Annotated in this window: 17 protein-coding genes and 1 pseudogene; 5 read left to right on the top strand and 13 right to left on the bottom strand. The window is 68.2% G+C overall.

The annotated features are described in order from the left end of the window. Positions 1–23: 23 nt before the first annotated feature. Positions 24–1,037 carry a helix-turn-helix domain-containing protein gene (locus tag B5X82_RS20630; protein ID WP_079650061.1) on the bottom strand — a complete coding sequence of 338 codons (1,014 nt, stop codon included), beginning with the start codon at positions 1,035–1,037 and terminating at the stop codon, positions 24–26. Positions 1,038–1,261: 224 nt separating this feature from the next. On the opposite strand from B5X82_RS20630, the gene B5X82_RS20625 reads away from it, so the two are divergent. From B5X82_RS20625 to B5X82_RS20615, 3 genes are all read left to right on the top strand, one after another. Beyond that, positions 1,262–3,577 (top strand): TonB-dependent receptor, encoded by a 2,316-nt coding sequence (locus tag B5X82_RS20625; RefSeq protein ID WP_079650060.1) that lies wholly within the window; start codon positions 1,262–1,264, stop codon positions 3,575–3,577. Between the two features lie 73 nt (positions 3,578–3,650). Further along, positions 3,651–5,768: a PQQ-dependent dehydrogenase, methanol/ethanol family gene (locus B5X82_RS20620; RefSeq protein WP_079650059.1), complete on the top strand. Its 2,118-nt coding sequence runs from the start codon at positions 3,651–3,653 to the stop codon at positions 5,766–5,768. Positions 5,769–5,807: 39 nt separating this feature from the next. Beyond that, positions 5,808–6,287 (top strand): GlcG/HbpS family heme-binding protein, encoded by a 480-nt coding sequence (locus tag B5X82_RS20615; protein WP_079650209.1) that lies wholly within the window; start codon positions 5,808–5,810, stop codon positions 6,285–6,287. A 12-nt stretch (positions 6,288–6,299) separates the two neighbouring features. Here the strand turns inward: B5X82_RS20615 and B5X82_RS20610 are convergent, their stop codons facing one another. Continuing rightward, complete coding sequence (locus B5X82_RS20610; protein ID WP_079650058.1) at positions 6,300–6,494, bottom strand: hypothetical protein; 195 nt, start codon at positions 6,492–6,494, stop codon at positions 6,300–6,302. Between the two features lie 268 nt (positions 6,495–6,762). Here B5X82_RS20610 and B5X82_RS20605 point away from each other — a divergent pair, with 268 nt between their 5' ends. Next, positions 6,763–8,151: an OprO/OprP family phosphate-selective porin gene (locus B5X82_RS20605; protein ID WP_079650057.1), complete on the top strand. Its 1,389-nt coding sequence runs from the start codon at positions 6,763–6,765 to the stop codon at positions 8,149–8,151. A gap of 46 nt (positions 8,152–8,197) precedes the next feature. On the opposite strand, the gene B5X82_RS20600 is transcribed toward B5X82_RS20605, so the two are convergent. From B5X82_RS20600 to B5X82_RS20580, 5 genes are all read right to left on the bottom strand, one after another. After that, positions 8,198–9,040, bottom strand: a complete 843-nt coding sequence (locus B5X82_RS20600; RefSeq protein ID WP_079650056.1) for a TorF family putative porin — start codon at positions 9,038–9,040, stop codon at positions 8,198–8,200. A 214-nt stretch (positions 9,041–9,254) separates the two neighbouring features. Next, a complete protein-coding gene (locus B5X82_RS20595; protein WP_079650055.1) occupies positions 9,255–10,772 on the bottom strand; it encodes a SulP family inorganic anion transporter in 1,518 nt (505 codons plus the stop codon). Continuing rightward, positions 10,769–11,458, bottom strand: a complete 690-nt coding sequence (locus tag B5X82_RS20590; RefSeq protein ID WP_079650054.1) for a carbonic anhydrase — start codon at positions 11,456–11,458, stop codon at positions 10,769–10,771. Before B5X82_RS20590 ends, B5X82_RS20595 begins: the two co-directional genes overlap by 4 nt. Positions 11,459–11,709: 251 nt before the next feature. After that, entirely contained in the window at positions 11,710–13,041 is a 1,332-nt protein-coding gene (locus B5X82_RS20585) for an ATP-binding protein (protein ID WP_176152646.1), read from the bottom strand. After that, complete coding sequence (locus B5X82_RS20580; RefSeq protein WP_079650053.1) at positions 13,038–13,748, bottom strand: response regulator transcription factor; 711 nt, start codon at positions 13,746–13,748, stop codon at positions 13,038–13,040. Before B5X82_RS20580 ends, B5X82_RS20585 begins: the two co-directional genes overlap by 4 nt. Positions 13,749–13,989: 241 nt before the next feature. Here B5X82_RS20580 and B5X82_RS20575 point away from each other — a divergent pair, with 241 nt between their 5' ends. Then, positions 13,990–14,253, top strand: coding sequence for a hypothetical protein (locus tag B5X82_RS20575; protein WP_235862750.1), 264 nt, complete (start codon positions 13,990–13,992; stop codon positions 14,251–14,253). A gap of 80 nt (positions 14,254–14,333) precedes the next feature. Here the strand turns inward: B5X82_RS20575 and B5X82_RS20570 are convergent, their stop codons facing one another. From B5X82_RS20570 to B5X82_RS20550, 6 genes and pseudogenes are all read right to left on the bottom strand, one after another. Then, entirely contained in the window at positions 14,334–15,905 is a 1,572-nt protein-coding gene (locus B5X82_RS20570; RefSeq protein WP_079650052.1) for an AMP-binding protein, read from the bottom strand. Positions 15,906–15,953: 48 nt separating this feature from the next. Beyond that, positions 15,954–16,418 (bottom strand): SRPBCC family protein, encoded by a 465-nt coding sequence (locus B5X82_RS20565; protein ID WP_079650051.1) that lies wholly within the window; start codon positions 16,416–16,418, stop codon positions 15,954–15,956. An 11-nt stretch (positions 16,419–16,429) separates the two neighbouring features. Next, positions 16,430–17,482: a Rieske 2Fe-2S domain-containing protein gene (locus B5X82_RS20560; protein WP_079650050.1), complete on the bottom strand. Its 1,053-nt coding sequence runs from the start codon at positions 17,480–17,482 to the stop codon at positions 16,430–16,432. Positions 17,483–17,493: 11 nt separating this feature from the next. After that, positions 17,494–19,581: a TonB-dependent receptor gene (locus B5X82_RS20555; RefSeq protein ID WP_079650206.1), complete on the bottom strand. Its 2,088-nt coding sequence runs from the start codon at positions 19,579–19,581 to the stop codon at positions 17,494–17,496. A gap of 186 nt (positions 19,582–19,767) precedes the next feature. Next, a pseudogene (locus B5X82_RS27380) lies at positions 19,768–19,907 on the bottom strand (arsenical resistance protein ArsH); the annotation flags it as partial. Between the two features lie 100 nt (positions 19,908–20,007). Beyond that, the gene (locus tag B5X82_RS20550; protein WP_235862749.1) at positions 20,008–22,707 is read right to left on the bottom strand and encodes a LuxR C-terminal-related transcriptional regulator; all 2,700 of its coding nucleotides are present in this window, start codon (positions 22,705–22,707) and stop codon (positions 20,008–20,010) included. Positions 22,708–22,765 lie beyond the last annotated feature (58 nt).

Genomic DNA, 22,765 nt, shown 5'->3' with positions numbered 1-22,765 from the left:
CATTTCGCCCCGGTCTCCGCCCCTCAGTTCAGGCTGGCGCGTCCGGCCCGCGGGGAAAAGCCGAAGGTTCGCTTGAACGCGGTGGCGAAATTGCTCGGATGCTCATAGCCGGCGTCGAACGCGATCTCGGTGATCGACAGGTCGGTGGTGCGCAACTGGCGCAACGCCTGCTCCATGCGCTGCCGCTGGCGGTAGCTGGCGATCGTCGTGCCGGTGATCTGCTTGAAGCTCTCCATCATCTGCGTCTCGTTCCAGGCGAGTTCGCGGCAGAGCTGGGCGATGTTCATCGCGCCGCCTTCCTTGCTGTCGAGCAGCGCACACAATTGCCGCACCTTGCGGCGGTCGCGCTCGCGCGGGGCGGCGGCGCTGGTCCCCGACAATTGCCGGAGCGCCAGGTAGAGCAGTTCGAGCGCCTTCGCCTCCAGCATCAGCTGGCCGAGCGAATCGCCCTGCAGGGCCATCATCTCCTCGACCAGCGCGCGGAGCTGCGGCGGCAGCGGCATATAGTCATGCGCGAAGCGCGAGGCCGGGCCCTTGAGATATTCGACGATCGGCGCGGGCAGGTCACCGTCGCCGGGGGACAGGAGCTGCCCGGCGAATTCGCGGCTGCACGCCATGGTGATGCAGCGCAGCCGCGCATCCTCGCGCACCACCTCATATTTCACGGTGCGCGGCGGCTGGACCAGGAAGGCCATCACGCCGGGCTCGACCGTCATGTTCTCCCGGCTGGCACCGCTGATCGCGCTCGGCCCGTCGAGCTTGAAGTGCAGCTTCAGATGATCGTCGCTGAGGAAGGTGACCTCCTTGCTCCGCGCCCGATAGATGTCGGTCATCACGAAGGAGAAGCCCGGCCGGACGGTCATGCCCTGGAACCAGCCCGAAGCCTCCGCCTCGGGCGGCTTCATCCGCGGCAGGCGCCGGGCGCCGGACAGCGGGTCGGGCGGAAGGCCGGCAAGGAATTTCCGGGTATCGTCGTCGAGCATCAACCCGAGCGTCGGATCGATGGCGCCATGATCGTGGATCGGATTGTCGCTCAAACCTGCTCCCCTGGAAAGAGGAGAGACTACACGCCGGCGGCCCGCCCTGTCCACAATCGCCGGGCCGAACCGGCGGTGGCGGCTCGGGACGAAGCGTCGTTTTGGCTTTTGCAAAGATATTTCGGGGATTCGGAAAGGACGGCCGGGCCCGCCCTCCGCAGTCTAGGGTCGACCCGCGACATGGACGAAGATTCCTGCGCGACCTTCAAAAGGGGACACCAAAGATGCAGCCCACCCTCGCCAAGTCCATTTCCCTGCCCGTCCTGCTGGCGATCGGCGCCTCCGCCGTGGCGCTCGCCGCGCCGGCCCGCGCGCAGGACGCCGTCGCGGCCGGCGACGCCAGCGAAGGCGGCGACATCGTCGTCACCGCCCGCAAGGCGCGCGAACGCCTCCAGGACGTTCCGATCTCGGTCAACGCGCTGTCGGGCGACCAGCTGCGCGATCGCGGCGCCGTCGACGTCAAGGACGTGCTGCGCAGCGTGCCCGGCCTGTCCTTCTCCGGCACCGAGCGCGGCCTCGGCAATTACAACATCCGCGGCATCAGCACCGTCGCCTCGGCGCCGACGGTCGGCATCTACCTCGACGACATCTCGCTCGTCACCATCGCCACCACCTTCAGCGGCGCGTTCGATCCCGTATTCTTCGATATGGAGCGGCTGGAGGTGCTGAAGGGTCCGCAAGGCACCCTCTACGGCGGCAGCTCGATGGGCGGCGCGATCAAATATGTCAGCGCCCGGCCGAAGCTGGACGAGGTCGGCGGCAGCGCCGCCGCCGGCGTGGCCACCACCGCGCACGGGTCGATGTCCTACAATGCCGAGGCGGTGGTGAACCTGCCGATCGTCCAGGATGTCCTCGCCGTCCGCGGCGGCATCTACTTCCGCCATGATGGCGGCTATATCGACAATGTCGCCGGCGGCTCCTTCACCAACTCGCGCTATTCGAGCACCGAGCCGGGCTTCACTCCCCAGCGCCAGAACGCGCTTTCCACGCGCAGCGCCTCCAACCAGAACGATGCCAACACCTATGTCGGCCGCCTGTCGCTGCTCTGGCAGCCCGACGAAAGCTGGTCGATCCGGCCGGCCGCCTTCTACCAGCATTACAAGCTCGACAATCCGGGCCAGTTCTTCCTGGGCGAGAAGAAGCTGACCTCCTCCTACCGGATCGCGCAGCCGACCACCGACAAGGCCGGCATCTACAGCCTCGACATCAACAAGGAACTGGGCGGCGTCCAGGCGACCTCGCTGACCGCCTATTTCGACCGCAAGCTGGATTATGTGCGCGACTACAGCTTCTTCATCGGCGGGCTCGTGCCGCCGCTGCTGGGGCTGACCAGCGATAACCTGTCGGCCAGCCGCACCAAGACCTTCAGCCAGGAATTCCGTCTCGCCTCGACGAACAGCGATGCGCCGCTGACCTGGATCGCCGGTCTCTATTACTCGCATCAGGACGACAATCTGTACCAGATCGCGACCACCCCCGGCGCGACGCCGGTGATCGGCACGGAGGTCGGCTATGTCGGCGACACGACCACCATCACCAAGCAGTACGCCGCCTTCGGCGAAGCGACCTACAAGCTGCTCGACAATCTGGACGTCACCGCGGGCGTGCGCCTGTTCCAGATCAAGCAGGTGGTCGACATCATGGGCGACGGCCCCTTCAACGGCGGCCTCACCCAGGTCATCGGCCGCAGGAGCAACGAGAAGGGCATCAATCCTAAATTCGGCATCTCCTACAAGGTGACGCGCGACAACCTGATCTACGCCTCGGCGGCCAAGGGTTTCCGCCCCGGCGGTCCGAACCGCTTCCAGATCAACCCCGTGCTGTGCGCGGCCGACCTGAACCAGCTCGGGCTGAGCAAGGCGCCGGACACCTTCGATTCGGACAATCTGTGGAGCTATGAGCTGGGTACCAAGAACCAGTTCGGCAACATCATGTTCAACGGTGCGCTGTTCTACACCGACTGGAAGAAGATCCAGCAGCAGATCAACCTGACGAGCTGCGGCTTCGCCTTTACCGGCAACGCAGGCGCCGCCCATGTGAAAGGCGCCGAGGCGGAAGCTCGGATCAACCTGACGCGCGCCTTCCAGGTCGGCGGCACCGCCACCTACAGCGATGCCAAGATCGTCGAGGCGGTGCCCGGCACCACCGCGGAGGACGGCGACCAGGTCCTGGCCGTGCCGAAATGGATGCTGAGCGGCTATGCGAGCTACGGCGCCGAGCTGATCGAGGGCTGGCGTGGCCAGATCCGCGGCGAGTACCAGTATCAGAGCCGCTCGCGCCGCCAGTTCAACCGCACCCTGGCGATCCTCTATCCGAGCGGCGCGGCGGGCACGACCCCGAACAGGGCCGAATTCCGCGGCGCCTATCAGGTGGTCAACGCCTTCGCCTCGATCAGCGACGGCGAGACCGAATTTCGGCTGTACATCAACAATCTGTTCGACAACCGGCCGTTCCTCGATACCGACCTGACGGCCGGCGTGGATCGTTCGACGACGATCCGGCCGCGCACCATCGGCCTGGAAGTGCGCCGCCGTTTCTGACGCGGTAAGGATGGATGATGATCCTCGGGAGGGCGACGCTCACGCCGCCCTCCCGACAGGGGAGCGTAAAGTGATGAAGTCGATCGAGGGGCGCCGCCGCCGCGCCATCATCCGCACCGCCCTCGCGGGCCTGATCGCCCCGGCGCTGGTGGCGGCCAGCCTGGCTGGCGGCTCGCAGCCCCCCGACTGGCGCGCCGAAACCGCCTATTCCTATCCGGGAACCCAGGTTGCGGCCGCCACCGCCGGCAAGCTGGGCGTCGCCTGGGAGTTCGACGACTTCGTCGTGCGCGGCAGCACCCATCGCGGGGTCGAGGCGACCCCCGTCGTGGTCGACGGAGTGATGTACCTGACCGGGCCGTGGAGCGTCGTCTACGCGCTCGACGCGCGTACCGGAAAGCAGCTCTGGCAATATGATCCCGAGGTCGACGGCCAGTTCGCCCGCCGCACCTGCTGCGACGCGGTCAACCGCGGCGTCGCGGTCGCCGACGGGGTGGTCTATGTCGCGGCCCTCGACGGCTATCTGGCCGCGGTCGACGCCAAGACCGGCAAGGAGCTGTGGAAGGTCGACACGATCACCGACCGCAGGATGAGCTATGCGATCACCGGCGCGCCACGCGTGGCGGGCAAGAACGTCGTGATCGGCAATGGCGGCGGCGAGATGGGTGCGCGCGGCTATGCCAGCGCCTATGACCGCAAGACCGGCAAGCTCGCCTGGCGCTTCTTCGTCGTGCCGGGCGATCCGGCGGCGGGCCCGGACGAGCACCCCGAGGTGACCGAGGCGCGCAAGACCTGGGACCCCAAGTCGCGCTGGGACTTGGGCGGCGGCGGCACGCCGTGGGATTCGATCGTCTACGATCCCGACACCAACATCGTCTATGTCGGCACCGGCAACGGCATGCCGCACCCGTCCTGGCTGCGCAGCCCGGCCGGCGGCGACAATCTCTATCTGTCGTCGATCGTCGCGATCGACGCCGACACCGGCCGCAAGAAGTGGCATTACCAGACCACCCCCGCCGACAGCTGGGACTATACCGCCACCCAGAACATGATCCTCGCGGACATCGAGATCGGCGGGCGCCAGCGCAAGGTGATCATGCAGGCGCCGAAGAACGGCTTCTTCTATGTGCTCGACAGGGTGACCGGCGAGCTGCTGTCGGCGGAGAAGTTCACCACCGTCACCTGGGCCGATCGGGTCGACCTCAAGACCGGCCGGCCGGTGCTCACCGACCAGAGCGACTATTCGAAGAAGACCAAGCTGGTCTGGCCGTCGGAGGCCGGTGGGCACAACTGGCAGCCCATGTCGTACAGCCGGGAGACCGGGCTGGTCTATATTCCGGTGCTCGAAGCGCCGATGACCTTCCAGATGCTGGAGCAACCGAAATACCGGCCCTACAGCAACCTGCAGGGATCGGCGGCCTCCTTCCCCAGCTTCGCCTTCGGATCGAACAAGACCGGCGGCGGTGAGGACATCCTCGCGGGCCAGCCGGCGCCGACCTTCCAGCAGATCGTCCGCGCCTGGGACCCGGTGCGCCAGAAGGAGGCGTGGGCGACGAAGCCGATGCCCTTCTGGAGCGGCGGCACGATGGTGACGGGCGGGCTCGTCTTCCAGGGTTCGGCCGATGGCTGGCTGACGGCCTATGACGCGGAGACCGGTGCCGTGGTCCACCGCATCAATGTCGGCACCGGCATCATGGCCTCGCCGATGAGCTACACGATCGACGGCGTCCAATATGTCGCGGTGACCGCCGGGCTCGGCGGCGCGCTCAACGTGTCCTATCCACCCGGCGCGGTGGCGATCGAGCGGCAGAACAGCGAGCGGCTGATCGTGTTCCGGATCGGCGGATCGGCCCCGAAGCTGCCCCCGCTGCGCGAGGCCCGGCCGTTCACCGTGGCGCCGGCCGAATATCGCGGCACCGACGCCCAGGTCCAGCACGGCGCCGCGCTCTACGCGCAGAATTGCGGGCGCTGCCACGGCGGACCGACCGGCGCGGGCGGCTATCCGAACCTGTGGAAGATGACGCCCGAGACGCATGCCGCGTTCGAGTCGATCGTCCTCGACGGCGCCTTCGCCTATGCCGGCATGGCCTCCTTCGCCGACGTGCTGAGCAAGCAGGACGCCAGGGACATCCATGCCTTCCTGGCCAGGCCGCACGACGAGAAGGCCCAGCCCACCGAGAACCGGATGCACTGACGCAGGACGGCGACCGCCCGTCCGCCCATGGAGAACGACATGAAGCTTTGGAAGATGGCAGGCGGCGCGGTCGCGCTGCTCGCGATGATGGCTGCCGCCCCGATCGCCGCCGCACCGGCGCTGCGACTGGGCGACGCGATGGCGATGGCGCAGGGTGCGGCCGAGGCGGCCGGGCGCGGCGGCCACGCCGTCTCGATCGTCATCGTCAACCGCGAGGGCCGGGTGATCCTGGCGCAGCGGATGGACGGCGCCTCCTACAAGAGCCTCGACGTCGCCGAGGGCAAGGCGACCACCGCCGCCGCGCTCGGCCTGCCGACCCGCCTGCTGCAGGAGGCGCTCGCCAAGGGAGATCAGTCGGTGCTGTCGGTGCCGGGCGCGATCGCGATCGCAGGCGGCGTGCCGGTGACGGTCGACGGCGCGACGATCGCCGCGATCGGCATCAGCGGCGGCGCGCCCCAGGACGACGAAGCGATCGCCGCCGCGGCGCGCGACCGTTATCCGGGCAGCAAGACGCGTTGACGACGCCCGCCATCAATGGGCGAGCGAGGCCCAGGCAGCGGCGCTGAGCGCCAGACATCCCCCCGCCGCCGACGCCGCCATCAGCCCATGGCCCACCAAGGTCAGGACCGGCGCGTCGGGCCGCGCTTCCCGGCGATTGCGGGAGAGGCTGGTCAGGATGAAAGTCGTCACAAAACCGTAAACGAGCGCGAAGATCGAAAGCGCCATGTCAGTCCCCACCGTGATGCTGCGACGCAGCAATCATGCGCGTCCGAGTCGGTCAACAGCCTTGGCCGCACCGGCTTAACGCTTTGCCGGCCGGTGCGCCGGACCGTGGTGCGAACGGGTTATTGCGCCGCCGGAAAGACAGTCACCAAAAGCGGCTTTTTTAAGGCGATTTGTTACAAAGTATTTCCAGGTTGCTCGATGTAACAAAAAGGACATGAAAGCGTCACATCGCCCCCCACGCGGCCGATCGCCGCCCGGGAGACGTTCCATGTTCCGAATTGCCCGCGTGGCGCTGGCCGCCACTGCCTCGCTGATCGCCATGCCGCTGGCCGCAGCGCCTCTGTCCGCCGAGGAGAGCCAGGCCCTGCGCGACGAGGTTCGTGCGCTACAGGCCCGGCTTGCCGCAATCGAGGCGCGGCTGGGTGAAGCGCCTTCCGGCAGCGCTCCGGCGGTCGTGCCGATGGCGACGTCGGCCCCGTCCGCATCGAGCCCCGCCGCAGCTTCGGCGCCCGCGACGGCGATCGGCTGGAAGGGATCGCCGCAATTCACCAGCGACGATCGCAGTTTCAAGGTGAAGGGCCGCATCCAGCTCGACGCGGGCTATGTCTCCAAGCCGCGCGGCATCGTCGATCGCGGCCTCGGCTTCTCGAACGAGGTCCGCCGCATCCGGCTGGGCGGCGAGGGCAAGCTCGGCAGCGGCTTCGGCTACAAGCTCGAGGTCGAGCTGTCGGACAACAAGGTCGGCCTGGTCGACACCTTCGTCACCTATGACCGGGGCCCCTGGCAGGTCTCGATCGGCAACCAGAACCAGTTCCAGTCGCTCGACGAGCTGACCGGCGACACCACCGGATCGCTCATGGAACGCGCTGCCTTCACCGACGCCTTCAACTTCGAGCGGCGGCTGGGCATCGCGGTCCAGTATCACCGCAAGGACATCCTCCTCCAAGCGGGCGTCTTCTCCGACGACATCGACGCCCTCGCCGACTCGAGCGACGGCCCGAACGGCGGCGACGAGAACAACAGCTTCAGCATCGATGGCCGCGCCGTCTATGCGCCGAAACTGGACGGCACCCAGATCCATCTCGGCGGCTCGGCGCACCTGCGCATGCTGAACCGGCTGTCGGACGCGCCGACCCGCTATCGGCAGCGTCCCTTCCTGCACAGCACCAACAGCCGCATCCTCGCGACGCCGAACATGTTCGTCGACCGCGAGTTCAACTATGGGCTCGAGGTCGCCGCCATCCATGGCCGCTGGCACACCGCCGGGGAGGCGAACTGGCTCGATGCGATCGGGCCCGGGCCCAATTCGCGTTTCTTCGGCGGCTATGCGGAAGTCGGCTATTTCCTGACCGACGACACCCGTACCTATCGCAACGGCATCTTCGGGGGAGCCAAGCCCTCCTCGCCGTTCGGCAAGGGCGGCATCGGCGCGATCCAGCTCAACCTGCGCTATGACTATCTCGACCTCAACGACGGCGCGATCCGCGGCGGCACCCAGAATGGCTGGTTCGCCGGCATCATCTGGACGCCGGTCGAATATCTGCGCTTCAACCTCAACTATGGCTATCTCGCCTATACCGGCGCCGCGATCCCGGCGGGCGGCCGGACCGATTATGGGATGCATGTCGGCGGAGCGCGGGTGGAACTCGATTTCTGATCGGTGAAGGGGCGCGCGGCAATCGCGCGCCCCTCGTTCCGTCGCCTCAGAAAGCGGCGGTCAGCGAGAAGACCAGCTTGCCGCTCGCGATCGACGAACCATTCTTCGTCGACGCGAAGTTCGGCAGCAGATAGGCCGATTCGCTCTTGCTGATGTCGGTGTCGACATAGGCGACACCCGCCGTGACCGGGGTCCCCGGAACGGCGACGTCGATTCCGACCAGCCAGTCGAGATATTTGCCGGTCGGCGCGATGCTGGTGCCGTTGGGGCCGAGACCCTTATTGCCGTTCGAATAGCCGAGATGCGCCTTCAGCGTGATCGGCGTTTCCGGGATGGCGCCCGAGATGTCGCCCCAGAGGTAGAGATTGTCCTCCTTGTCGCCCGGATCGTCGTAGACGCCGGTCGATGCCGACGCGCCCGACACGTACCAACGGCCGAGCGCCTGCTGCTTCGGCGCATAGGCGACGCCGCCGAGCAGGGTGACCGGGCCCAGTGTGCCGCTGAGCTTGGCATAGAGTTCGGCGAAGTCGGTCTTGTCGGCGCCGCCCGGATACATGAACCAGGTGAGGCCCGCATCGAGCGCGACTCCCTCGCCCAGCGCGACCTTGTAGCCGCCGAAGATGTCGAGCTCGGTGTTGGAGCCGCCGAAGGTGCCCCAGCCGGCGAGGTTCGATCCCCAGGTTCCGACATAGAAGCCGCTTTCATGCCCGACGGTGATGCCGCCCTGGATCGCCATCTCCTTGTCGGTCTGGGAAACGCCGCGGAAGCGGTAGTCGCTGGCGAGGCCGATGCTGCCGGACACGCTGAACGGCGAGCTTTCCTCCTGGGCCAGGGCCGGCGTCGCGACGAACAGCGCGAGGACGGCGGCGGTGATGTTCTGGAAACGCATAAGACAATCCCCTTTGATAAGGTCTCGGATCGTCCCTCCTTTCGTCGGCCTGCGCTTCCTCTGATCGGGTCGCGTCATGATCGACGCGGCCATTATGGAAAGGGGATTCTCAGCCCCCTGTTTCCCGTCCGTTACAAATCATTGCCGGGGTCCGGCGTCACGCCCTAAGGGGTAGCAGCGTGACGCCGGTGCAACACCTGACCGTTGGGGTAGGTCAGGCTGCAATCTTCCGGAGCTGGTCGTCCTCCGCGTCGAGGTTGACCGGCGTCCCTCCCGACCGGCGGCGCTGGATCCATTCGCCCAGCATCTCCGCCGAGCTGTGGTCGATCGCCGGCACCTTGCGGATGTCAAGGCTGACCGCGCGGCCGCCGGGGATCGATTCGAGCGTCTTGAGAAGCTTGGGCAGCGTCAGGAAGGTCGCCGCCCCCTCGAGCCGGATCTCGCTCCGCTCGTCGCCGTGATTCGCGTCGACCCGCAGCCGCAGCCGCCGCAGGTGCGGGACCAGTTCGAGCAGCGAGAGGCCGAGGCCAACGATCACGCCGGTCAGCAGGTCGGTCGCCACGACCATCACGAAGGTCGCCACCCAGATCACCACCGGCAGCACGCCATGATGGTGGAACAGGTGACGGACGTGCGACACCGACACCAGCCGCCAGCCGGTGACGACCAGGATGCCGGCGAGCGACGCCATCGGGATCTCGCGCAGCAGCCAGGGCAGCAACGCGACGAAGGCGAGCAGCCAGGCGCCATGGAGCACCGCCGACAGCCGCGTCGCCGCGCCGGCCTGGACGTTGGCCGAACTGCGGACGATCACCCCGGTCATCGGCAGCGCGCCCGCGAAGCCGCACAGCAGGTTGCCGACGCCCTGGGCGCGCAGCTCCTTGTCGTAATCGGTGCGGACGCCATTGTGCATCCGATCGACCGCCGCCGCGGAGAGCAGCGTCTCGGCGCTGGCGATGAAGGCGATCGCGACCGCCGTCACCAGCAGCGCCGGATCGAGCATCCGGCCGAGGAAGCCGGCGTCGGGCGGCACGATCGCGGCGACGATCGACGACGGCACCTCGACGCGGGTGATCGACAGGCCGAAGCCCCAGGCGACCAGCGTGCCGGCGAGGACGCCGACCAGCGCGCCCGGCACCAGCTTCATCGTCGCCGGCCGCAGCTTCTCCCAGGTCAGCATCGCGACGATCGTGACCAGACCGATCGCGAAGGCCATCTCGGCCGCGGCGACGTTCGACGCCGACAGACCAAGCAGCCGAGCCGGCATCGCGGCGAGATTCTGGAGCCCGTTGGGCAGCGGCTTGGCGTCGAACAGCACGTGGAACTGGCCGACGACGATCAGTGCGCCGATCCCCGCGAGCATGCCGTGGACGACCGCCGGGGAGATGGCGCGGAACCAGCCGCCCAGCTTGAGGATGCCGGCGACGAACTGGATCGCGCCCGCGAGCGCGAGGATCGGGCCGAGCGCCGACAGGCCATGGTCGCGGACCAGCTCGAACACGATCACCGCGAGACCGGCCGCCGGACCGCTGACCTGTAGCGGCGAGCCGGCGAGCGCGCCGACGACGAGGCCGCCGATGATACCGGTGATCAGGCCCTTCTCCGGCGGCACGCCCGACGCCACCGCGATGCCCATGCAGAGCGGCAGCGCGACCAGGAACACGACGATCGACGCCGTGAAGTCGCGCGAGAAGCTTACCGGAAGGAGCGAGGCGAGGCGCGCCGAGGTCATTCGGCGGCCTCCAGCACATCCGCGACGCGGCGCGACGCCGCCTGCAGCGCGACCGGCAGCGGCCGATCGGCGGCGAGCGGCAGGAAGCGCCCGGTCTCGCCGTCGAGCGCGAGCACCTCGCCGGCATGGATGTCGACATACCAGCCGTGCAAAGCCATCTCGCCCCGCGCGATCGCCGAGGCGACCGATGGGTGGGTGCGGAGATGGGCGAGCTGGCCGACGACGTTCTCGAGCGCGAGGACGCGGACCCGGTCCGCGCCGGAGACATGGGGATAGGCATCCTCGGCGACCTTCTGCGCGGCATGCGAATGGCGCAGCCAGGCGGCGACGTTGGGCATGCCGTCGAGCGAGCCCGGGCTGCACAGCGCCTTCATCGCGCCGCAGTCCGAATGGCCGCAGACGATGATGTCGCGCACGCCCAGCACCATCACCGCATATTCGACGGTCGACGAGACGCCGCCATTGGCTTGCGAGAAGGGCGGGACGATGTTGCCGGCATTGCGGCAGACGAACAGGTCGCCTGGCGCGGCCTGGACGATATATTCGGGAACGACGCGCGAATCCGCGCAGGATATCATCAGCGCCTTGGGACTCTGCCCGTCACGGGCGAGCTTGCCGTAGAGGTCGCTGTTGCTCGTGAACACATGCTCCTGAAAGCTGAAGACTCGACCGATCAGCTCGTTCATCGTGGGACTCCTGGGATATGGTCATGCGACCAGCATCATGGAGTCCGGAAATAGGGAGGCGTTTTTGCCGCAGCGCAGCGCCCCTGTAAGAAATGATTGCTGCGGGGCGCCATACGCCGCCGCTACCACCGCATATCCTGAGGAGCCATTGAGCGAAGCCGAAATGGCGTCTCGAAGGATCCTTCGAGACGGGCCTTCGCCAAGGCTCAGTCCCTCCTCAGATGTGCGGATCAGGTGATGAACCTGAGACTCTACGCCGCCGTAACGGGCCCGTCGATCGGTAGGTCGATCTCCGCCGCCAGGCCGCCGGTCGGCCGGTTGGAGAGGCGAAGGACGCCCGCATGAGCACGCACGATCCGCTCGACGATGGCGAGGCCGAGGCCAAGGCCCTCGGTATTGCGTCGGCGCGCGGTGTCGAGCCGGACGAAAGGCTGGCGCACCTCATCGAGCCGCGCCTCGGGGATGCCGGGCCCATCGTCGAGCACGCGCAGGACCGCGCGGTCGCCGCGCTGCTCGACCTGGACGACGACGTGCTTGCCGTGACGCAGCGCGTTGGTGACGAGATTGTCGAGCGCGCGCTTGACGTCGTAGAGACGGACGAAGGCGTCGAGATGCTCGGGCCCCTCATAGCGGACGCGATGCCCTTCGTCGGTGGCGTCGTCGACCCGCGTCGCGGCCATCACCGCCAGGTCGGTCCGCACGACGGGCTGGTTGCTCTCCTCCCCGCCGAGGAAGGCGAGCAGCGAGCCGATCATCGTTTCCATCTCGATCGCATCGCGCTGCATGGCGTCGCGCGCCGCGCCGTCGCTTATCATGTCGATCCGCAGCCGCAGCCGCGCGATCGGGGTACGCAGGTCGTGGCCGACCGCCGCGAGCGCCTGGGTGCGGTCGCTGATCAGCCGCTGGATGCGGTCCTGCATCGCGTTGAACGCGCGGATCACGCGCAACACCTCGCCGGTGCCGATCTCGGGCAGGATGACACGGTCGCCATAGCCGTAGCGCTCCGCCGCCTGGGCGAGCATGCGCACGGGCTTGAGCGTGCTGCGGATCAGCAGGCTGCCGATCACGAGCAGGCCGATCGCCGGGACCAGCGCCAGCATCACCCGCCCGATCGCGAGATCCCAGCCGCCGACCACGTCGCGCGTGCCGAAATGGATCCAGCTCCCGTCGGGCAGGGTCATCCCGCCGACCACCATCGAATTCAGCCCCGGCGACTTGAGCCGCAGCCGCATGTTCGAATCGGCCAGCGACGGTTCCCAGGCGACGATCTGGTCGCGCATCTCGCGCAGGTCGGGTGCCATCGGCGGCGGCGGCGGCTCGGTGGCGCCCCAGCGGACGTCGTAGCGGTCGGTGGTGAGCAGCGACGCCATCATCGCCCGCTCGCGCACGGGCCGCTCGGCGATCAGCTTGCGGGTGATGACGAGGTGCTCGGCCAGCCGGTGCGCCTCGTCCTCGCGCAGCGAGAACTGGCTCGCGCGCTCGTAGAGCAGGGTGCTGGTGCAGAACTCGACCGTGACCGTCAGCAGCAATATGGCCAGGATCCGCCCGACCAGCCCCAGCGACGGGCGCACCAGATGGATCAAGCGCGGGTCACTTCGGCGTTGAACATATAGCCGACGCCGCGAACGGTGGTGATCGGCGCGTCGCGGCCCTCGCCCTGCAGCTTGCGGCGCAGCCGGCTGACCAGCACGTCGATGCTGCGATCGGAGGCATCGCCCAGCCGGGTGCGCGACAGCTCGATCAGCCGCTCGCGCGCGATCACCCGCTGGGCATTGTGCAGGAAGCTCGACAGCAGGTCGAACTCGGCGCCGGTCAGGTCGACCACCGCGCCGCTCGGCGAGGTCAACTCGCGGCGCGGGAAATTGACCTGCCAGCCGTCGAAGCGCGCCTCGTTGCGGCGGCTCTGCTCGCTCTGCCGGTCCATGCCGCCGCGACGCAGCACGGCGCGCACCCGCGCCATCAGCTCGCGCGTACCGAACGGCTTGGCGAGATAGTCGTCGGCGCCGATCTCCAGCCCGATGACGCGATCGGTCTCGCTGCCCTTGGCGCTGATGAAGATGATCGGGACGTCGCTCTTCTGCCGGAGCTGGCGGCACAGCTCGATACCGTTGGTGCCGGGCAGCATGATGTCCAGGATGATCAGGTCGATCGGCTCGGCGTTGAAGGCGATCCACATCTCCGGTCCGGTCGCGGCGGGACGCACGATATAGCCGTTCTCCTGCAACGCCCGCGCCGTAAGGACGCGGAGCGACGGATCATCCTCGACCAGCAATATGGTACTCGACGTCACGATGGGCAGCCTCGTCTCGATACGGGGTGATCGCCTCCGCACCTATGTACGCCGGGCAGGAGCGTCAACGGTTGCACCGCGCAAAAACTGTTGCTGCATCGCCGCAGCAATAGTTTGAAATGGTCACGCAACCGCCCCGAGAGATTGCCGCCCGGCGCGCGGACATGATTTCTTACACGATCGCGATCCGGGAGCAACGCGGCCCGCCTAGCTGCACGTCGAAAACCGATATCGGAGATCGATGATGCGCCTGATCCTGTCCGCCGTTTCGCTCTCGCTGCTCGCGGCGTCGCCGTTGGCCGCCGCCGACCTGCGCGCGACGCATCGCGAGGTCGCGGTGCCACCGGGCAAGCTCCACGCCCGCGCCTTCCGCCCGGTCGCACCCCAGCCCTGCGCCGTCGCCCGCGACAATCCGTCCGGCAACCGCGTCGCGACCACCCTTCCGGCCCGCTCGCCCGAGGCCTGCCGCGCCGCCGAAGCCGCGAAGGGCGCCTCCGCGGGCTGAGGTCCCCCCGCCGCTCCCCGGTCCCGGAGCGGTACGGAAGCGGGCCCGGCTCCGCTCGGGCGGGCTCGCTTCCCTTGCCTTCAGGACGCGCGCAAATGGTCTCGATAGGCGTCGCGCAACGCCCGCTTGTCGATCTTGCCCGTCGCGCCCAGCGGCATGGCATCGACCCGGACGATCCCGTCAGGCACCCACCAGCGCGGCACCGTCCCGTCGAACGGCTCCAGCAGCGAAGCGTCGGAGCAATCCTCGCCTTCGCGCAGCTGGACGACGAGCAGCGGCCGCTCGCCCCAGCGATCGCAATCGGCGGCGATCACCGCACAATGCGCGACCGCCGGATGTTCGGCGGCGATCGCCTCCAGCCCCTGCGAGCTGATCCATTCGCCGCCCGACTTGACCACGTCCTTGTCGCGGTCGGTGATATGAAGGAAGCCGTGGCGGTCGATCACCGCGACGTCGCCGGTCTCGAACCAGCCCTCCGCGTCGGTGGCAGGGGTGTCGCGGCCGAAATAGCGGCCGACCGTGGCATAGCCGCGCGCGAACAGCCGCCCCGGGGTGTCCGGTCCGGCATCGGGATCGTCGCTGACCACCTTGAGGTCGACGCCCAGCGGCGGGCGGCCCTGCGACTGGAGCAGGCGACCGCCTTCCTCGGGCGACAACGCCGCCGACGCCGCGCTGGGGGCGGCAACTGTACCGAGCGGCGACAATTCGGTCATGCCCCAGGCGTGGCGCACCTCGATGCCGTAATGGTCGGTCAGGCGACGCTGCATCGACGGCGGGCATGCCGATCCACCGATCACCACCCGGCGCAGCGGCGCCAGCCCGCCGCCCACGCGATCGAGATGGTCGAGCAGCCCCTGCCATACGGTGGGCACCGCCGCCGACATCGTCACCCCCTCCCCGGCGATCAGCCGGTGGACGCTGGCGCCGTCAAGCCGCGCGCCGGGCAGCACCAGCTTGGCGCCGACCGCCGGGGCAGCGAAGGCGATGCCCCAGGCGTTGGCATGGAACATCGGCACGATCGGCAGCACGCTGTCGGCGGCGCCGATGCCGAACAGGTCGGGCTGGATGATCGCCAGCGTGTGGAGGAAGTTGGAACGGTGGGTGTAGAGCACCCCCTTGGGATCGCCGGTGGTGCCCGAGGTGTAGCAGAGGCCGGCGGGCTGATCCTCGCCGAAGCCGCCCCAGCGCGCCGGATCGTGCGCCGCGATCAGCGCGTCGGTGCCCGCGCCCAGCACGATGATGCCCTCGATCGCGGGGCAGAGCGCACGCATCGCCTCCGCCACCGGCAGCAGCGCCGGATCGACCAGCAGCAGCCGGTCCCCGGCGTCGCGCGCGATCCAGGCGAGCTGCGCCGCATCCATCCGCAGGTTGAGCGTGTGGCACACCGCGCCGATGCCCATGATGGCGTACCACGCCTCGAAATGCGGGAGCGTGTTCCAGCCCAGGGTGGCGACGCGGTCGCCGGGTTCGATCCCATGCGCGACCAGCGCCGCCGAGAGCCGCCGCGCGCGGTCGGCGCATTCGGCATAGGTCCGCCGCGCCATCGTCCCGTCGGGCGCGGCGCCGACCACCGCCTGATCGGGATGCCACCGCTCCGCATGGACCAGGATCCGGTCGAGCGTCAGCGGCCAGTCGAGCATCGATCCGTTCATGCCATCCTCCCCCCTTCTATCCAGGGTTTGGCGGCAAGCTGCCATCGATCAGGGCGATCCGACAAGCGCCTCCGTCGTCCCGATGTCGAGCGCGGCGCGGACATTGTCGAAATAGTGGCCGATATTGCCGCGCGACAGGCCGCGCAGCTCCTCTCCCCGCGCCGGGTCGAGCGGCAGGAAGCGAGTGCGGACGACGAGGATGCAGGCGCCGGAGCCGGCCGGCGTGACGGTGATCCGTCCGCCATAGTCGGCCCAGGGCAGCGGGCCATAGTCGACCATGTCATAGCCGATCGCACGCTCGACATCGTCGAGCTCGACGAGCCGTTCGACCACCGCGCCGCCACCGATCGACGGATCGAGATGATAGGTGCGACGGGCGCCGATGCCCTTCCCCGCGACCTCCACCCGCGCGACATAGCCGCGGGTCAGGACATCGCCGCCGAAATCGCCGACCAGCGCCCAGACCTTGTCGGCCGGGGCCTCGATGCGTTGCGCGATCGCCACCGTCTCCATATGCGTCTCCCCTATCGGATGAAGTCCGCGCCGGGATGCGCGCGCGGATAGGTCTTCAGATAATCGACGAAGCGGCCCAGCGCCTTGTCGCTGCGGGTGAACATGCCGCGGGTGAAGCGGATGCTGTTGAGGATCTCGACGTCCTGGTCGACCACCGCGATCTCCAGCTTCTGCGCGAAGTCGAGCGTCTCCGCCACACGGGCGTCGTCCTCGGGCGTACCGTCGGACTTGCGCGTGGCGATGACGAAATAGCTGCGCAGCGTGCCCGGACGGTGGATGCCGCACGGATAGAGGAAGGCGAACCAGCGCCCGTTCACGCTGCCCATCTGGTAGAAGATGTTCGAGCCGCGGATGCCGACCTTATACTCGATGGCGGCGCCGGTCTCCCTGAAGCGGCCCTTCAGGTCATAGTCGTAGCCGAATTCATGCCAGTTGATGTCGCTGGTCGCGTCACCCTGGATGTCGATCCCGTGGACGACCTCGATATGGTTGAAGTCGGACGTGTTGCACATGAACACCCAGGGATCGGCCAGCAGGTCGAGGCTGGGGATGTCGGCGTGGAAAGCGAGGTCCTCGTCGGGGAAACCGAGCTCGGGCAGGTCGAACAGCGGCTCGGTGCCGTTGAATGCCCATATCAGGCCGAAGCGCTCCTGCACCGGATAGCGGAAGACCTTCATACCCTCGACGATCCGGTCGCCCGTGGGGGTAGCGCTGCACCGGCCGCTCCGATCGAATTCCCAATGGTGGAAGGCGCAGACCAGCCGGTCGCCCGCCACCTTGCCGATCGACAGGTCGGCTCCGTTGTGCGGGCAATAGGCGCTGACCACGTTCGCCGTGCCGTCCTCGGTCCGGTAGACCGCGACCCGCCCGTCGAGGAAATTGCGGCCCAGCACCGCGCCGGGCGCCACCTCGCTCGACCGGCACAGCGGAAACCAGCTCTGGGTGAACAGGTCGCCGTCGCCTTCATAGGTGACGTCGCGCCCGTGGCGGCGGCGGTCGATCAACTCGATCGCCGCCGTCCGGCCGTGGAAGAACTCCTCTAGGTCGCGCGGGTGGGTCGACATGAATGGCCCCGTCAGAAGTTGAGGGTCGCCGAGACGCCATAGCGACGCGGTTGGCCCGGATAGCGGATGTCGGCGGCGCCGGCCGAGAATTCCTTGGCGAAGAATTCCTCGGTGTAGCGTTCCTTGAACAGGTTGGTGGCGTAGAGCGCGATCGAGTAGCGCTTGGCATCGTAGGTCAGCCGGGCGTTGACGAGGTGGACCGCGTCCTGCCGGTCGGCATTGTCGATGTGCCAGTAATTGCCGGACCGGCCCGAATAGTCGATGCGGGCGACGATGGCGCGGTCGTCGCCGAGCGGCGCCCGGTACTGGCCGAACGCGGTATAGGACCAGCGATAGGTCAGCGGCACCCGGTTGCCGCGGAACCGCGCGGTGCCGTCGAAATCCTTGATCTTCGTATCGATGAAGCCGAGCGACGCGCCGAGCTGGAGGTTACGGACCGGCCGCGCCTGCGCCTCCAGCTCGAAGCCGTATATATCGGTCTTGCCGACGTTGACGATGCCCTGGTCGGCGACGTTCAGGATGAAGACCTGCTGGTCCTTGTACCGCATATAGAAGGCGGCGGCGTTGAGCGTCAGCCGGCGATCGAGCAGGCTGTTCTTGCTGCCGATCTCCAGCGTGTCGGCGACCTCGGGCTTGTAGATCGCCGGGAAGACCGCGTTGGGCGGGTTGAAGCCGCCGCTGCGGAAGCCCCGCGCCGCGGTCGCATAGACCATGGTGTCGGGGGTCGGCGAATATTTGATCGAGACCTTAGGCTGCCATTCGTCGAAATTGGCCTTGCGCTTCGGGCCCGGCACGAGCCGGTTGGTCTGCTCGCGACGGTCATCGTCGTAGCGCAGCGCACCGGTCAGCTCGATCGCGTCGGTGACGCTGTAGTTGAGCTGGGCATAGGCGGCCTTGGTCAGGATGTCCTCGGTCGCGCGCGCAGCCGGCAGCGGAATATAGGCCGAGGCCGGCAGCCCCGACGCGGTCGGATCGGGCGAGATCAGGACGACCGTGTCGACCCGGCGCCGCGCGTCGAGCAGATAGGCGCCCGCCGTCCAGCGCAGCTTCTGCGCCGAAGGGGAAGCCAGCCGGAACTCCTGGGTGAAGCTCTCGTAGCGGCGGAGCTGGGTCGCGCCGAGGATCGACTGCGGGAACCAGTCGAGATCCTCGCTCAGGTCGATCCTGGTCGTGTTGAACGCGCTGATCGAGCTCAGCGTGAACGGATCGAACTCATAGTCGACCTTGAGCGACCCGTCCTTCACCGTGCGTGGGCTGCGGCCGAGGAAGTCGTTCTGGATCGGCACGCTGGTGTTGTTCGGCTGGCCGTCGGGCAGTGGGATGTACCAGGAGGCGCCCGCCTTCAGATCGCCATAGGAACCGCGCAGGTCGACCGTCAGCCGCTCGGTCGGCGTGAAGATCAGCCGGCCGCGCAGGTTGAGGTCCTCGACGAAGTCGACCTTCCGGTCGAGCGTGACGTTGTGGAAGACGCCGTCGAACTTGCGATAGTCGCCGGCGATGCGGAACAGCAGCCGGTCGGGCACCAGCGCGCCGCTCAGCGTCCCCGACAGCCGGCGGTCGTCGCCATTGGCATAGTCCACCGAGACGCGACCCTGCAGCTCGTTGGTCGGGCGCTTCGTGGTGATGTTGATCGCGCCGCCGATCGCGTTGCGGCCGTAGAGCGCGCCCTGCGGCCCCTTGAGCACCTCGATCTGGTCGAGGTCGAGCAGCGCCTGCTTGATCATGTCGGTCGAGGTCATCTGCACCCCGTCGACGACGAGGGCTACCGGCGCCTCGCCGTTGCGGACCTGACCGATGCCGCGGATGTTGATGGCGACCGTGCCGGCGTCCTGCGAATCGACCAGCGAGATGTTCGGCATCAACGCGGTGACGTCGTCGATGCTGCGGATCCCGGCCTCGTCGATCGTCCTGGCGGAAAAGACGGTGATCGAATCCGGCACCTGCTGCAGGCTCTCCGACCGCTGCCGCGCGGTGACGACGATGTCGTTGCCCTCGGCGGGATCGGCGCCATCGGCGGCATCCTGTGCGAAAGCGGCGCTGCCCGTGAACAGGCAGGCGGTGCCGAGCAGCCCGGCCAACATGCGGTTCCTGAATGTCATCTCCACGTCCCCCTCGATATGCCGCGCGCCGGGCTCTGACCCGTGCGTCGTGTCCCAAGGCTATGGCGAGGGAGGCGTCCGCGTATATCGGTAGAAAAGGTGGAGCGGCGGCGCGGGAATGGATGGAGCGCACGACCGGAAACTGGACCGGTGCGGTGGCGATGGGCGACGGGTCCGCAGCCCGCTCGGCCGGCTCCCTGGATTACGTTCGGAGTAGCGGTGGACGAGCTGCCCTGCATGGGGACGCCGCAGGACGGTGAAGCGCGCCAGTTCCCCATCGGGTCGACGATTCGGTCATGATAGCTCGACGGCAGTTCACGAGCGGCGGGATGGCCGTCGCCGGAGACCCGATCGGACAGCGGACGCACTCGGTCCATGCGGCTTCCTTCGGAGCGTCGGAAAGCTGATGTCGCGGGCGGCGACGACCTAGATCAGCCGCAGGTTGCGCGCCGCCGAGATCGCGCGCGACCGGGTGGCGACGTTGAGCTTGCGGTAGATGTTGATGCGGTGCGTCTTGATCGTGCTCTCGGCGACGCCCAGGCTGCGCGCCATTTCCTTGCTCGACAGCCCGTCGGCCAGGCCGCGCAGCACGTCGATCTCGCGCGGGGTGACGATGACGTCGCTCGCCGCGGGCGGGATCGCGGTCCCGCTCCGGCGTCCGGCGGGGACCGTCTGGCGCAACCGCGCGATGGTGCTGCGCTGCGCCGGTTCGAACAGGTGGAGCGCCTCCTCGCACGCCGCCAGCACCGGCGACAATAGCGCACCGAATTGCGAAACGATGCCGATCAGCCCCTCGCTCTCCGCCGCTTCCAGCGCCTGGCGGAAGGCGTGCGCCGCCTCGATCCGGCGCCCGGCTGCGACCGCCCCCGCCGCGCGCAGGATCGCCATCTCGATGTCGAGCGCGACCGACCCGGCTTCCGCGACGTCGGCATCGAGCGTGGCGGCCAGCGCCTCGTCCGGCTGCCCGTGCTGGACCGCGCAGGCGATCAGCGCGACGCGATAGTCGCAGAACAGCCGCCGGTCGCGCTGGCGGAACACCGCCGACGGCTCGCCCAGCTCGGCGAGCAGGGGAGCGGCCAGCTCGGCCCGGTCGAGGCAGAGCCAGATTCGCGCCCGCAGCAGGTCGAGCTGGTAGCGCAGGCGCGGCAGGCCGCGGCGCTCCGCCGTCTCGCGCCCCCGCTGGATGACCTGCTCGGCCGCCGCGAGGTCGCCGGTCCGCGCCGCGACCCAGGCCTGGGTCGCATAGGCAGCGACGAACACCTCGTGCCAGCCCTCGCTCACCTCGATCACCGGCACCGCCGATTCGAGCAGTTCGGTCGCGCTCGACAGGTCGCCCGACAGATAGAGCGTGTAGGCGAGCAGCGAGATCGCGACCGCGACCTGGGCGCTGCCTTCGCCGAAATGGCGGTTGGCCTGTTCGAAGCTGCGGCGGAAATAGAGCTCGGCCTCGCGCCGGCGGCCGGTGCGAATCTGGGACAGACCCAGATATTGATAGGCATAGACTTCAAGCAGCGGGAGCTGGTGCGACCGGGCGAGCTTGAGCGCCTTTTCGCCATGGACCCGACACCAGATGTCGTCCCCCCGGTCGAAGCTCGCCAGGCAGGACAGATGATGGAGCAGCACGCGCAGTGTCGGATCGTGCCCCTCATGGGCGAGCTGCCGTTCCAGGAAACGGCCATAGGCGGCTGGGATCGCGCGATCCTCGTAGATATGGGCGACGAGGTCGTTGCACAGCATCTCGCTGGCGAGGCCGGGGTCGCTCGCCTCGACACGGTCGAGCGGCAGCACCGCGAGCAGCCGGTCGAGCATCGCCCGCGCCTCGGGCAGGCGGCCGTTCTGCGCGGCGAAATAGACCCGGCCGAGGGTGACGCGAGGGAAGTCGGCCGGTGACACCTGATCGATCTCGTCGACGTGGCGGAGCAGCGCGAGGCCGCCGCGGATCGCCATCCGCCATCCCCCCGCCGCTTCCATGATCGCGGTCGCCGCTGTCCGATCGGAGACGCGCGCCGCGTGACCCAGCGCCTCGGGCAGCAGATTCTCCCCGGCCAGCCAGGCGGCGGCGCGCAGATGGAGAGCATCGAGCCGTGCCTGGCTGCCCCGCGCGAGCATGTCGTAGAGAAACTCGCGCAACAACGGGTGGAAGCGGTACCACACGCCATCATCGTCGAGCGGCGTCACCAGCAGGTTGCGACGGCGCATCTGGTCGAGCATGTCCGCGCCATCGTCGCGCCCCGAGATCGCGTCGCCGAGCCCGGTGCAGATGCGCTCGGCGATCGAGGTTTCGAGCAGGAACTGCTGGACGTCGACCGGCAGGCCGGAGAAGACCTGCTCGGCCAGATAGTCGGCAAGGTCGCTCGATCGCCGGGTCAGGTGATCGAGCGTATCGACCTGGTCGCGCCCCGCCAGCCACAGGCGCAGCAATTGCAGCGCGGCGGGCCAGCCCTGGGTCCGTTCGATCAGTTCGCCCCAATCGACCTTGCTCGACTGGTCGCTCAGGAAGCGGAGCGCCTCGCTGTCGGAAAAGCCTATGTCATTCTGTTCGAGCAGCAGGAGCTGGCCGCGGACCCGGAGGCTCGCCAGCGCGATCTCCGGCATGCCGCGCATCGCCATGATGATCGCAGCGTGATTCGGCATCCGCTCGATCACATAATCGAGGAAGCGGTTGGTCGCGGGTGAGGCGATGCGGTGATAGTCGTCGATGATCAGCCGGACCGGCTCCTCGCTGGCCTCCAGCGCGACGACGATCGCGCGCGCCGCCGCCTCGGCGGCGAGGCCGGGCAGGCCGGCGTCGATCGCCTCCTGCGAATAGGGCAGCGGCAGCCCGGCACGGTGCAGCGCGGCCATCAGATAGGCGAAGAACTGGTCGCTCTCGAACTTGGAATCGTCGACGCTGTACCAGGCGACCGCGACATCCTCGCGCCGCCACTGGGCATGGCATTGGCTGAGCAGGGTCGTCTTGCCGTAGCCGGCGGGCGCGGAGAGGACGGCCAGCCGCTCGGCCGCGCCGGTGATCCGCCCGACCAGCGCCTCGCGCCACAGCAGGTCGATCGTCCTGTTGGGCGGGGCCAATTTGGTGCGGATCAGCATCGTCGCATAATGCCACAGGCGTCGCCTGCTCCTATCCACCTAATTGGTGGATTGTCGCGACGTCCGCCGGACGCCACGCCAGACGAACCATTTTCGA

Origin of the sequence: Rhizorhabdus histidinilytica, from assembly GCF_900167915.1 — a bacterium.
Taxonomy (GTDB): domain Bacteria; phylum Pseudomonadota; class Alphaproteobacteria; order Sphingomonadales; family Sphingomonadaceae; genus Rhizorhabdus; species Rhizorhabdus histidinilytica.
This window is presented reverse-complemented; position numbering and strand designations above follow the sequence as displayed.